At 65.2% G+C, this 12,789-nt stretch carries 9 protein-coding genes; 8 read left to right on the forward strand and 1 reads right to left on the reverse strand.

Features of this window, described 5'->3' with window-relative positions; translation table 11 throughout:
• Positions 1-72 precede the first annotated feature (72 nt).
• From F595_RS0111455 to F595_RS0111475, 5 genes are all read left to right on the forward strand, one after another.
• A complete protein-coding gene (locus F595_RS0111455; RefSeq protein WP_022957016.1) occupies positions 73-1,281 on the forward strand; it encodes an alginate export family protein in 1,209 nt (402 codons plus the stop codon).
• Between the two features lie 171 nt (positions 1,282-1,452).
• Complete coding sequence (locus F595_RS0111460) at positions 1,453-2,052, forward strand: FMN-dependent NADH-azoreductase (protein ID WP_022957017.1); 600 nt, start codon at positions 1,453-1,455, stop codon at positions 2,050-2,052.
• A 145-nt stretch (positions 2,053-2,197) separates the two neighbouring features.
• Positions 2,198-4,054, forward strand: a complete 1,857-nt coding sequence (locus tag F595_RS13970) for an alkaline phosphatase D family protein (protein WP_022957018.1) — start codon at positions 2,198-2,200, stop codon at positions 4,052-4,054.
• Positions 4,051-6,489 (forward strand): metallophosphoesterase, encoded by a 2,439-nt coding sequence (locus F595_RS14810; protein ID WP_022957019.1) that lies wholly within the window; start codon positions 4,051-4,053, stop codon positions 6,487-6,489. Before F595_RS13970 ends, F595_RS14810 begins: the two co-directional genes overlap by 4 nt.
• Before the next feature lie 93 nt (positions 6,490-6,582).
• Complete coding sequence (locus tag F595_RS0111475; protein WP_022957020.1) at positions 6,583-8,229, forward strand: acyl-CoA synthetase; 1,647 nt, start codon at positions 6,583-6,585, stop codon at positions 8,227-8,229.
• Positions 8,230-8,249: 20 nt separating this feature from the next.
• Here F595_RS0111475 and F595_RS14320 read toward each other — a convergent pair whose 3' ends face one another.
• A complete protein-coding gene (locus tag F595_RS14320) occupies positions 8,250-9,275 on the reverse strand; it encodes a helix-turn-helix domain-containing protein (protein ID WP_022957021.1) in 1,026 nt (341 codons plus the stop codon).
• Between the two features lie 111 nt (positions 9,276-9,386).
• On the opposite strand from F595_RS14320, the gene F595_RS13985 reads away from it, so the two are divergent.
• The 3 genes from F595_RS13985 to F595_RS13990 are packed head-to-tail and all read left to right on the forward strand — an operon-like array spanning position 9,387 to position 12,721.
• Complete coding sequence (locus tag F595_RS13985; protein WP_022957022.1) at positions 9,387-10,214, forward strand: SDR family NAD(P)-dependent oxidoreductase; 828 nt, start codon at positions 9,387-9,389, stop codon at positions 10,212-10,214.
• 34 nt (positions 10,215-10,248) lie between these two features.
• A complete protein-coding gene (locus F595_RS0111490) occupies positions 10,249-11,175 on the forward strand; it encodes a hypothetical protein (protein WP_022957023.1) in 927 nt (308 codons plus the stop codon).
• A gap of 25 nt (positions 11,176-11,200) precedes the next feature.
• Positions 11,201-12,721, forward strand: coding sequence for a flavin-containing monooxygenase (locus tag F595_RS13990; protein WP_084683060.1), 1,521 nt, complete (start codon positions 11,201-11,203; stop codon positions 12,719-12,721).
• Positions 12,722-12,789: the final 68 nt, after the last annotated feature.

Here is a 12,789-nt window from a genome sequence, read left to right on the forward strand (position 1 = left end):
CCCCTGATGCCGATGGCAGTTGACGTGAGTTCTGTTGTTTCCACCCCCAGTGAACGTTCGAGGATGACCCCCATGAAGCGATTGACCCCTGTCGTTCTGCCGCTGTGTGCCGGCCTGCTGGCGCCAGCCACGGCCCTTGCCGGAGACAGCCTGGTGTCGGCCATTGCCGACGGCAAGACCACCCTTAACCTGCGTCTGCGTCACGAGCAGGTTGATGATGACAAGTTCGACAAAACTGCCCAGGCCAGCACCCTGCGTGCCCGCCTCGGCTACCTGAGCAAGGACTGGCATGGCATCGGCTTCGGCGTCGAGCTGGATCATGTCCAGCATCTCGGTGGCCAGCGCTTCAATGACACGCGCAACAAGGAAGTCGAGTTTCCCATGGTGGTTGACCCGGATGGCACCGACCTCAACCAGGCCTTCCTGACCTACAAGGTCGCCAAGTCGACGCTGACCGCAGGGCGCCAGCGCCTGAACATGGGCAACCAGCGCTGGGTCGGTGGCGTGGCCTGGCGCCAGAACGAGCAGACCTTTGATGCCCTGCGTCTGCAAAGCAAGGCCATCGACACGGTCGACATCGACTACGCCTATGTCGGCAAGACACGGCGTGTATTCGGGCCGCAGGACGGTGTGCCGCCAGCCGATCTCGACAGCGACCACCACCTGGTTACCGTGAACTGGCAGCCGCTGAAGGCGGTGACCCTGGGCAGCTATGCCTATCTGCTCGATTTCGATGAGATGCCCGAGATGTCCTCGCGCACCGTCGGCGCGCTGGCCACCGGTGCCGTGGCGCTGAAGCCGGTGACTCTGGATTACCGTGTCGAGGCGGCTCGTCAGGATGACTATGGTGACAACGCCAAGGACTTCGAGGCCAGCTACCACCACGTCGTGCTTGGCGCCAAGGTCGCCGGTGTGCGTGCCTTCGTGGCCGAGGAGCGCCTGGGAGCCGACAAGGATGCGGGTGTTGCCCTGCAAACGCCGCTGGCAACCCTGCACGCCTTCCAGGGCTGGGCGGACAAGCTGATGACAACCCCCAAGAGCGGTCTGCGTGATCGCTATGTCGGTGCCAGCACCACGCTCAAGGGCACCGCGCTGACGGCGGTCTGGCATGACTACGAGGCCGATGCCGGCTCTGCCGAGCTGGGCAGCGAATGGAATCTGCAGGCCAGCCACACCTTTGCCAAGCGCTACACGCTGACCGCGAAGTACGCGGACTACCGTGCCGAGACCTTTGCCAAGGATACGCAGAAGGTCTGGCTGATGGCGGAGGCCACGTTCTGAGCGTGATGAAGCGGAGTCTGCTCCGAGCGTAATGACCGTGCCGGCACCTGGTGACAGGTGACCGGCATTGTTGTTTTTGGGGAACAGATCGGTGCTTTTTTCGGTATTTATGAGTTCAATGCCGAAAAATACACTGGCCCTGTACTCACCAAGACCCGCAGGTGCCTCACCATGAAGATTCTCCAGATCAATGCCAGTGCCCGCCGTGACGGCGCCAACTCCACCCGCGTCGCCAATCGTGTGGTCGAGCGTCTGCAGGCGGCACATGCCGATGCCGTCGTGACCCGTCGCGACTTTGCCAGCAACCCGCATCCGGTGCTTGACGAGGCCGCCCTGGGCGCGCTGTTCACGCCCGCCGATCAGCGCACGGCAGAGCAGCAGGCCCGCGTCGCGCTTGACGATGCCCTGATCGCCGAGGTGCAGGCCCACGACGTGATCGTGCTCGGCGTGCCCATGTACAACTTCGGCGTGCCGGTGCAGCTCAAGGCCTGGATTGACGCGATTGCGCGTGTCGGCGTGACCTTCCGTTACACCGAGACCGGCCCGGTCGGCCTGTTGCAGGGCAAGACCGTCTATGTCGCGCTGGCGCGTGGCGGCATCTACCGCGACACGCCGAACGACTCCCAGGTGCCCTACCTGAAGGCGGTGCTGGGCTTCCTCGGTCTCACTGACGTGCGTTTCATCTACGCCGAAGGCCTGAACATGGGGCCGGAAGCGGCCGAGCGCGGTTTTGCCCAGGCCGAGGCGGATCTGGAGGCGGTGCTGGGCTGAGGTCAGGTCGGTCTGCCCCGGGCGGCATCGCGTCGCTCGGGGAGGGCAGCTGCTGACGGATGTCGGGTTTCACGCAACCGTCATCCGGCTGTCATGACATCTGACTAGAGTCGCGGTCACTTCGCGACGCGAGCCGGATGCCTCCATGAAACGACGTGACTTTGTTCGTGACAGCCTGCTGCTCAGCCTGTCATTGCCCACCCTCGTGGCCTGCACCGACGAGCAGGCCGGCGACCGCCTCGGCGCCAGCGCGCAAGGCGTGGTCTCCACCCGACAGCTGCAGCCCGGGCAGGTCAATCCGCTGCTCGCCAGCCAGGCCTTTCCCTACGGGGTTGCCAGCGGTGATCCCACGGCTGCCAGCGTGATCCTGTGGACAGCGGTGGCGCCGCGTGACACCGACGTGGCCGCCATTCCGGTCAGCCTCGAGTACGTGGTCAGTCCTCTGCGCCTGGCGTCCGAGACGGCGTGGACTGATCTCTTTGCCACGCAGCCGGTGCGCCGTCTGGGCGCCTTCATGGCGCTCAAGGAACGCGACTGGACCATCAAGATCGACCTCGGTGACGTCGACCTGTATCGCGACATCCGCTTTGCCGAGGGCAGCATGGCCGCACTGCCGGCCGCCAGCTTCATCTACTACCGTTTCCGGGCCGGTGACCAGGTCTCGCGCACAGGCCGTGCCCGCACCCAGCCCGCCGGTCGTGCCGAGCTCGCGCGCTTTGCCGTGGCCAGCTGTTCCAACCTGCCGGAAGGCTTTTTCAGTGTCTATGACCTGATCAGCCAGGATGACGCCCTGGACTTCGTGGTTCACCTCGGCGACTACCTCTACGAATACGGCGAGGGCGAATACGGTACCGGTGCCGATCTGGTGCGGGATGGCGAAAGCCGCGTGCCGCAGCCGGCCACCGAGATGATCACTGCCGCCGATTACGTGCAGCGCCATGCCCAGTACAAGCGCGATCGCGAGCTGCAGCGTCTGCACGCACAGTTTCCGGTGATTGCCATCTGGGATGATCACGAGATCACCAACGACAGCAACCGTGATGGTGCCGAAAACCATACCGAGGGCGAGGAGGGCAGCTATGCCGAGCGCAAGGCTGCCGCCATCCGTGCCTACTTCAACTGGATGCCCCTGCGCGAGCAGTTCCCGCGTGATGTCGGCACCCTGGCCCCGGATGCCCGCGAGGTCATCTACCGGCGTCTGCGTGTCGGCGACCTGATGGACCTGATTCTGCTCGACACCCGCATCGTCGGGCGTGACCCGCAGCCGGCCGTGCCGGCCATTGATCCGTCCCGTCACGACCCGCAACGCTCCCTGCTCGGTCCGGCACAGCGCCAGTGGCTGCAGCTGCAGCTGCTGCTGGCGCGCAACGAAGGCGCGCACTGGACCTTCCTGGGGCAGCAGGTCATGTTCGGCCAGCTCAACCTGGTCGAGTTGCCGCAGATCCGTGCCATGGACCAGAAGCTGCTGGGCAATCTGGTGGCCGTGAACATGGACCAGTGGGACGGTTACACCGCCGAGCGCGACCGGGTGCGTGACTTCGTCAAGGCCATCGGCCTGCAGAACCTGGTGGTGCTGACCGGCGACATCCACACCAGCTGGGCCATCGAGCTCTACGAAAATCCCTTCGTGCTGGCGGGCGGCGTGCTCGAGAAGCCCTTCGGTGTCGAGCTGGTGGCACCGTCCGTGACCTCGCCAGGCTTCCCGGACGGGGTGGCCGAGCTGGTGTCGGCAGTGATTCCGGCTGCCAACCCGCACATCCGCTACAGCGAGCTCAAGACCCGTGGTTATGTCCAGGTCGAGGTCACCCGCGAGCAGCTGCGTGCCACCTGGCGCTATGTCAGCGACATTCGTGATCCGGCACGCATCGGCGAGGAGGATGTCGGCAAGCGCCGCGTCTTCGAGGTGCGTTCCGGCAGCAACCGCCTGAACGAGATCTCGGGCGCCCCGAGCACGCCGCTGAGCGGCGAATTCATTCCCGGCCAGGTGGAGACACGCGCATGAAGCCGCTCAAGATTGCCTTATCGGCCGTGACGATGGCCCTGCTGCTGAGCGCCTGCGCCGATGACGAACGTCGCGTGCAGGGTGATGGCATGGGCGGCGTCGGCAACGAGGTCATCACCGACCCCGACGACACGGCGGGTGGTGGCAGCCCCTCGCCGGACATCGATGCCGGCAATGGCAGCGGCCCGGGTGCCGGGAGCGGCAATCCGCCCAGCGGGCATGTCCCGACCACGTCCGGCGTGTCCCCGGACATCGTGCGCTTCCTGGTGATGGGCGACAGCGGCTCCGGCTCGGATGGCCAGATGGCCACGGGTGCCGCCATGGCCGACGTCTGCGAGGCCAAGGGCCGCGAGACGGCCGTGCGCGCGCTCAGCCGCGAGCAGGCGATACGCCAGGGCTGCCAGTTCGTGCTCGGTCTCGGCGACAACATCTACGAGTCCGGTACCACCACGGCCCGCGATCCGCAGTTCTTCGACAAGTTCGAGAAGGCCTACCTGACCTTCCCGGCCGAGCTGCCGTTCTACATGGTCTCCGGCAATCACGACAACACCGCGCTGTTCGGCGGCGACGGTGCCGGCAACGCGCGTGGCGAGACCCAGGTGCAATACACCTATCAGTCCGTCGACGGCACCGGCAGCGATGCCGCCAACCCGCGCAAGACCCCGCGCTGGCGCATGCCTGCCCGCTACTACGATGTCAGTGCCGGCGGCACCCGCAGCGAGCCGCTGGTGCACCTGTTCGCCATCGATTCCAACCAGATTGCCGGTGGCTTCCCGGATGCCTCGGCCGACTACCGCTACAGCACCTACGGCCTGCGTCAGCTCGACTGGCTCAAGCGCGGTCTGCGCGAGAGCCGCGCACGCTTCAAGATCGCCTTTGCCCATCATCCCTACCTGTCCAACGGAGATCATGGCAACGCCGGCAACTACGACGACCTGATTGCCGCCGAAGCGGGTGTCGCCACGGCATCGCCCGCGGCACCGTCGCTGCAGGCAGCACTGCTGCCGGTGCTGGCCGGCCAGCGCTACAAGGACTTCCTCGAGGAGGCCATGTGCGACGTCACCGACCTCTACGTCAACGGCCATGACCACGACCTGCAGTGGCTGACGGCAGTACCGTCCTGTGGTCGTACCGAGTTCGTGGTTTCCGGTGCGGCCGGCAAGATGCGCTCGGTGGGGGATGCCCAGCGCAATCTGGCCCGCCTGCAGCGCTATGACCGCTACGGCTTCTTCTGGATGGAAGTGCGGCTGGACCGTGTCAGCAACCGGCCGGAGCTGGTCAGCGAGCTCTACACGGTGACGCCCGGCAGCGACGGCGCCAGTGCGTCCGATGCCGCGACACGCAGCGGCAGCGTGACTCTGAAGCGCATCGACGGCAGCGTCGAGCGCACGCTGGCCTATCGCTACCGCCGCGAATCGGAGCCGGCACCGGTCGCCGGCACGGCCCTGCATGACTACCTGAGCCGTTTCGGGGAGCAGAACACCCTGTTCAGGCTGCGTCAGCGCCCGCAGGCAGGCCTGCCGCCCTCGTCCGCGTTTTCGGCGCAGTCGCCATTCAATCAGTGCAACGGCGCGGCACCTGTCACGGCCGCTCTGCGCCGCGAATCGGCGGTGACGCCGGCAGCCGGTCCCCTGGATCCGCTGCAGGCTGTTTTGCAGCCCGGTCTGCAGGCAGCTATCTCGGCACAGCCCACGGCAGAGGGGCAGCAGCTGCTGAGCGTTCTGGCGGATGCCAGCCTGGCCGGTCTGGACATGGCGGATGTCCTGCTGCAGGCGGCCATCGACAGCGCCTCCAGCCCGGATCAGGCGGCTGCCTTGCAGCAGGCCGCCGCACGTGACGTGCTGCGCCGCATGAGTGCCCTGGGCAGCAGCCTGCAGGCCGGGTTGCCGGCGTCGAGCAGCCTGCCGGAACCGTTGCGCAGCCTGCCGCAGATGGTCAGTCGCTACCAGGGCGAGGTGGCGGCCGCCGAGGCGGACAGTGCCTGCCCGTCCGGCGATCTGGGGGCGGTGGTTGCCCCGCTGGTGCGGTTGTCGCGCAACCTCGCCAATGTCGCGGAAGGCGCCGAGCGTGCCTCGGCCGAGGTGCCGGTGCTTGGCGGTGCCACGCGCCTGCTCGCCGGGGTGCTGGGCAATGTCTCCTCATTGGTCGTGGCAACGGGAAGCACCCGTACCTCGGCCATCAACGACACCCTGCTGGGCACGGCGGATCGCCTGCTCAGGGACGTGGCGCTGGACGTGGTGCCGCTGCGCACCTTCGCACCGGCCCCGGTCGTGGATGGCGTGACGGCCGTTCCCGTCGCGCTCTCCGGTGCCGTCCTGCTGGTCTCGCGAGAAATCACCTATCGCCTTGATCAGCTGCTGCAGCCGGCGCTGTCACCCCTCGCTGCGCTGGTCGATACCCTGCTTGCCACGCTGGGGGTGCGCCTGGACGACTGACGCCGGTTGTCACAACAGCCTCTACGACCTTCCGCCTATGGCAAGTCGCGCGCAAAGCGCGTCAAGTAGAGGCTTTCCCCGGAGAGCCTCGTCATGACCTCGATCTATGACCGCGACCTGCCGCGCTGCGCGGCCAATCACGATGCCATGACCCCGCTGGCGTTCATCGAGCGCACGGCGGCGGTGTATCCGCAGCGACTGGCCATCGTCCACGGAGCCCGCCGGCTGACCTGGTCCGACACGTATGCGCGTTGCCGTCGCCTGGCCTCGGCGCTGGCAGCGCACGGCATCGCGCGTGGCGACACGGTGGCTGCCATGCTGCCCAATGTTCCCGCCATGATCGAAGCCCACTTCGGCGTGCCCATGGCCGGTGCCGTGCTCAATGCCCTCAACACCCGCCTCGATGCCGCCAGCATCGCCTTCATGCTGGATCATGGCGAGGCGAGGGCGGTGCTGGTCGACCCCGAGTTCAGTGCGGTGCTGCAGGAGGCGCTGAGCCTGCGCCAGGTGCAGCGTCCGGTGCTGGTGATTGACGTTGACGACGCGCTTCACGTGGGACCGGGTGGCCGCATCGGCAGCATCGAGTACGAGGCGTTTCTGGCCGGTGGCGATCCGGCCTGGGTCTGGCAGGGCCCGCAGGACGAATGGGATGCCATCAGCCTGAACTACACCTCGGGCACCACCGGCAACCCCAAGGGCGTGGTCTACCACCACCGTGGCGCGGCCATGAACGCCATCTCCAACATCCTGGAATGGGACATGCCCAGGCATGCCGTCTATCTGTGGACGCTGCCCCTGTTCCACTGCAACGGCTGGTGCTTCCCGTGGACGCTGGCGGCCCGTGCCGGCGTCAATGTCTGTCTGCGCAAGGTCGATGCCCAGCTCATCTTCGACCTGATTCGCGCCGAAGGCGTCACCCACTACTGCGGCGCTCCCATCGTGCACAACCTGCTGGTCAATGCGCCATCCGCGATGAAGGCGGAAATAAGCCACCCGGTCAAGGCCATGGTCGCCGGAGCCGCGCCCCCTGCCGCCATGATCGAGGGCATGGAGGAGATGGGCTTCGACATCACCCACACCTATGGCCTGACCGAGGTCTACGGACCGGCGGCAGTCTGCGTCAAGCAGGCTGACTGGGATGCGCTGCCGGTGGGCGAGCGCGCGGCCCTGAATGCCCGCCAGGGCGTGGCCTATCACCTGCAGCGCGGCATGACCGTGATGGACCCCGAGACCATGACGCCGGTGCCGGCCGACGGCGAAACCATGGGCGAGATCATGTTCCGCGGCAACATCACCATGAAGGGCTACCTGAAGAACCCGGCCGCCACCGAGGCCGCCTTTGCCGGCGGCTGGTTCCACAGCGGCGATCTTGCCGTCATTCACCCCGACGGCTACGTCAAGATCAAGGACCGCAGCAAGGACATCATCATCTCCGGTGGCGAGAACATCTCGTCGATCGAGGTCGAGGATGCCCTCTATCGGCACCCGGCCGTGCTTGCCGCTGCCGTGGTCGCCCGTCCCGATGCGCAGTGGGGCGAGACGCCCTGCGCCTTCATCGAGCTCAAGGCCGGTGCCAGCGTCAGCGCCGAGGACATCGTCGCGCATTGCCGCCAGCACCTGGCCCGCTTCAAGGTGCCGCGCGCCGTGGTCTTCGGCGAGCTGCCCAAGACCGCCACCGGCAAGATCCAGAAGTTCGAGCTGCGCAAGCAGGCGGGCTCGGCGACCGCGATCGACGTCTGAGTGCGTCATTTCCGGGAGTTTCAGGATTCCTTTCTGAACTCACTGGGTGTTTTTCCTGTCCAGCGCTTGAAGGCCCGGACAAAATTGGCCTGATCGCTGTAGCCCAGTTCGGCGGCAATTTCCCCGATCGACACCGTCTCGTGACGGAGCTTGAAAGTCGCACGGCTTCTGCGCGTCTCATCCATGAGCGTCTTGAAGTGCATACCCTGCTCCTGCAGCCGGCGATGCAGCGTGCGAGGTGTCATGTTGAGCGTGCTCGCGACCAGCTCCTGCGCATGAGGCTCGGCCAGATGCTTCTGCATCAGGCGACGGATCCGCGTGACGAGATCGACGCTGCGTTCGGCAGCTTCCAGCTCGTCGCGGCAGCGTGAGGCAGCAAGAGCCACCAGCTGCGGATCTGCGCTGGGCAGGGTAATGGCCAGCCAGACGGCAGGGAAGCGGATGGCGGTGCTTGCGCAGTCGAACCGGATACGGTTCCCGGTAATGGCACGCAGCCCGAGATGATGCGGCTGCTCCGAAAATGACAGCTGGAGTTCGGTGTCCTGCAGCGGCAGATTGCCGAGCAGATCATTGCCGATGGTGAAGAAACTGGCCAGCAGCAGCTCGATGATGCGGGGGAACCACGACCCCAGCATGCCGTTGTCACTGATCTCGAGTATGGCGTGGCTGTCCTGCCGCCCGAGCTGCAGTTGCAGGAACTGTGTACGGGTGAGCGTGTAGCGATGCACCAGTGCCAGCGCCTCGCCGAGATTGGCGCTTGCCTGCACGGCATAGCCCAGAAAACCGTGGTTGCCGAGCTTGAGCTGGCTGCCGAGCTCAAAGGGCAGGCTGGGCGATGGATCGAGGTCATGCAGGTTCTGCACGATGACCAGCAGTGCCGGCAGCGACACGAGATAGTCCGGGTATTGCTCAAGGTCCTCGAGGCGGATGCTGGTGCCATGCAGAATCTGTTCGGCACTGAACCCGCGCCTGTGCATGAAGCGCAAGGTGAAAAGTACGTAATGGCCGACCAGGACGCCTTCCGTGGCCTTCAGCGCGACACCCATATCTCGTCTGCTAATGACAAAAACTTGTCTGACCATAACCTTTCGTCGGCCTGACCATCAAGTCACATTCCTCACTGTCACATTGATTGACGACATTGAGGAGGTGGCTTCATGGCCAACCGCAAGACATCAAGCCAGGCATCCGCCGTGGTCACCGGCGCCGGCAGCGGCATAGGGCGAGCCTTTGCGGTCGAGCTGGCCGCACGTGGCGGGCGCGTGGTCTGCGCCGACATCAATCTCGCCACGGCTCAGGACACGGTTGATCTGATCGACGCTGCCGGTGGCAAGGCATTGGCCGTGCGCTGCGATGTCAGTCTGCTGGCCGACGTCGAGGCGCTGGCGGTGGTTGCTGAAGACTGGCTGCAGGGACAGGTCGATCTGGTCATCAACAATGCCGGCGTCGGTGCCGGTGGACAGCTGATCGGCGAGACGCCCATAGCCGACTGGCAGTGGACGCTGAGCATCAACCTCTGGGGTATTGTGCACGGTTGCCATGTCTTCGCGCCAAAGCTGCGTGCGCTGGGTCATGGCGGCATCATCAATGTCTGCTCCACCGCCAGCTTCGCGGCGGCGCCGAAGATGGGGCCCTACAACGTCAGCAAAGCCGCTGCGTTGGCACTCAGTGAAACGCTGGCGGCCGAGATGGCCGGTACCGGCGTTGCCGTCACGGCGCTGTGCCCGACCTGGGTGAAGACCAACATCGCCAGCAGCGGCCGCATCAGCGCCAGCTCGTCACGTCTGGCGGAAAAGCTCATGGCCCGTTTCGGCGTCGCCCCGGAGCGCGTCGCGAAAACCACGCTCGATGCCCTCGACCGCAGCCGTCTCTATGTCCTGCCGCAGCTCGACGCACGCATGGTCTGGCGCAGCAAGCGTCTTGCCCCCGCGCTTTACGCCTCCGGGGCCGGCCTCATCAACCGGCTCGCCGGTGACCGTATCTGAATCTGTCCATCAAGCCGTTCAAAGGAGTACAGACATGGCTGCAATCGACCTCGACAAGATGCTGGAAAAGATCAAGGCCAGCCAGTGGGCCCTCGCTGACATTGATTGGGATGCCCCTGGTGCGGAGCTGATCACGCCCGAGCAGTGGCCGAAGTTGAAGGCGTTCATGGCGGACCTGATGTGGATCGAGCATGTCGGTGCGCGTGGCTTTGCCGCCATGGCGAAGAAGGCACCGAATGACACGCTGAAGGAGATCTACGTCTATTTCCATGCCGAAGAGCAGCGTCATGCCAATGCCGAAATGGCGCTGATGAAGCGTTGGGGCATGCTTGACGGTGACCAGATTCCTGAGCCCAACATCAACCTGCGCCTGGTCATTGAGTGGCTGGATCGCTACAGCGACGAGATGCCGCTGGAGGCGCTGGGTTCAGTGATTCCGATGCTGGAGATCGCGCTCGACGGCGCGCTCTGCAAGTTCCTGCTCGACACCGTGGCTGACCCGGTCTGCCACCAGGCCTTCGCCCGCATCAACGATGACGAATCGCGCCACCTCGGCGTCGGCTTCCATGTCCTGGAGATGCAGGGACACGGCAAGGTCTATCGCAATCTGCTGAAGATGGTCGCTACCTTCGCCGACCCGCGTCTGCTCCTCGGCATCCTGTCCTATGTGCCGTTGCTCAACCGCATGCGTGACAACATTGTTGCGCTGGGCCTCAAGGAAGAAAGTCTGTACGCCGCCATGGACAAGTTCCGCAAGATCGGCGGCCGCACCGAGCAGGGCCGGCGCAACCCCTGGTACCAGGTCATCAGCCGTCATGGCGGCTGGGTCACCAATCGCCAGAACCGCCTCTATCACGTGCCGGTGGATGCCCTGGTACGTGCCACCGACTTCATCCCGAAGCGCGTCATGCCGCCGATTCCGAGCTGGGTCAAGGAACTGACCTGGAAGCCGGCCGCCTGAACCTGTCTTCAGCGAGAACCGAATCATGAATGCAGAAGTGAAAATCCCCGCAGCGCGTCCACGCAAGGCGAAAGCATCACCTGCCGATGTCGCGGTCTGTGAAGTCCTCATCATCGGTGCCGGTTTCGGCGGGCTGGGCGCGGCCATCCGCCTGCGCCAGAAAGGCATCACCGACATCATCATTCTCGAACGCGCGGACGAAGTGGGCGGGACCTGGCGCGACAACACCTACCCGGGTGCCGCCTGCGACATTCCATCCAATCTCTATTCGTACTCGTTCGCGCCGAATCCGGACTGGTCGCGGGCCTATTCGTGCAGCGGCGAGATTCTCGACTATGCCCGCCACCTGGCAGACAGCAATGACCTGCGGCCGCTGATCCGTTTCGGCCGCACGGTCAGCGAAGCGAGCTTTGACGATATAGCGGGTCACTGGCTGGTGACCACCAGCCAGGGCGAGCAATTTCGCGGCCGTTCACTGGTCATGGCCTCCGGCGGTCTCGCCAACCCGAGCCTGCCGAAAATTCCCGGCATCGACAGTTTCGAGGGCAAGCGCATCCACAGTGCGCGCTGGGACCACGACTATGACCTCACGGGCAAGCGCATCGCCGTGATCGGCACCGGCGCCAGCGCCATCCAGATCATTCCCGAGCTGGTCAAGGTCGCGGAGAAAGTCACTGTCTTCCAGCGCACGCCGGGCTGGGTCATGCCACGCATGGACTATCGCTCGCCGGAGTGGAGCAAGGCCCTGTTCCGTGCCGTGCCGGCGACGCAGAGCCTGCTGCGCAAGGCCCTGTACTGGGGACATGAGTCGATGGCCTTCAGCTTCATCTGGAGCACGCCGATGACGCGTGTGGTCGAGCGCATCAGCGCCGCTTTTCTCCGGCATCAGGTCTCCGATCCTTGGCTGCGCCGCCAGCTCACGCCGGACTTCCGCATCGGCTGCAAGCGCGTGCTGATGTCCAGCGAGTACTACCCGGCCCTGCAGAAGCCGAACTGCAAGCTCATCACCTGGCCGATCGCGACCATTTCGCCCAAGGGCATCCGCACCGCCGAGGGCGTCGAGCATCAGGTCGACTGCATCGTCTTCGCCACCGGTTTCGACATCTGCAAGGCCGGCACGCCCTTCACCATTCGCGGCCTGCAGGGCCGCGTGCTGGCCGAGGAGTGGGCGCGCGGCGCGCAGGCCTACAAGAGCGTGAATGTCTCGGGCTATCCCAACCTGTCGTTCATTCTCGGGCCGAACTCGGGGCCGGGCCACAACTCGGCGCTGGTCTACATGGAGTCGCAGATCGGCTACATCGTCGGCAGCATCTGCCGCTTGCGCGAGCAGGGCCTGAAGCTGCTCGACGTCAGGCCGGAGGTGCAGCGCCAGTACAACCGTGCCATCCAGAAACGTCTTGCCCGCACCAACTGGAATTCGGGTTGCAAGAGCTGGTACCTGACCGAGGACGGCTACAACGCCACCATGTATCCGGGCTTTGCCACCCAGTACGCGGTCCAGATGGGTCATTTCAATCCGAAGCACTACCGGGCGGAGACGGTCTGATGACCGCCGAGGGCGACTATGGCCAGCGCGGCCTGAGCAGGTGTTTCCATTGCTGAAAAAAACCAAGG

It is taken from the genome of Perlucidibaca piscinae DSM 21586 (assembly GCF_000420045.1).
GTDB classification, from domain to species: domain Bacteria; phylum Pseudomonadota; class Gammaproteobacteria; order Pseudomonadales; family Moraxellaceae; genus Perlucidibaca; species Perlucidibaca piscinae.

What these genes read in the sequence shown, in the direction of transcription:
- F595_RS0111455 (WP_022957016.1), top strand. Translation starts at nt 73, where the DNA reads ATGAAGCGATTGACCCCTGTCGTTCTGCCGCTGTGTGCCGGCCTGCTG.
- F595_RS0111460 (WP_022957017.1), top strand. Translation starts at nt 1,453, where the DNA reads ATGAAGATTCTCCAGATCAATGCCAGTGCCCGCCGTGACGGCGCCAAC.
- F595_RS13970 (WP_022957018.1), top strand. Translation starts at nt 2,198, where the DNA reads ATGAAACGACGTGACTTTGTTCGTGACAGCCTGCTGCTCAGCCTGTCA.
- F595_RS14810 (WP_022957019.1), top strand. Translation starts at nt 4,051, where the DNA reads ATGAAGCCGCTCAAGATTGCCTTATCGGCCGTGACGATGGCCCTGCTG.
- F595_RS0111475 (WP_022957020.1), top strand. Translation starts at nt 6,583, where the DNA reads ATGACCTCGATCTATGACCGCGACCTGCCGCGCTGCGCGGCCAATCAC.
- F595_RS14320 (WP_022957021.1), bottom strand. Translation starts at nt 9,275, where the DNA reads ATGGGTGTCGCGCTGAAGGCCACGGAAGGCGTCCTGGTCGGCCATTAC.
- F595_RS13985 (WP_022957022.1), top strand. Translation starts at nt 9,387, where the DNA reads ATGGCCAACCGCAAGACATCAAGCCAGGCATCCGCCGTGGTCACCGGC.
- F595_RS0111490 (WP_022957023.1), top strand. Translation starts at nt 10,249, where the DNA reads ATGGCTGCAATCGACCTCGACAAGATGCTGGAAAAGATCAAGGCCAGC.
- F595_RS13990 (WP_084683060.1), top strand. Translation starts at nt 11,201, where the DNA reads ATGAATGCAGAAGTGAAAATCCCCGCAGCGCGTCCACGCAAGGCGAAA.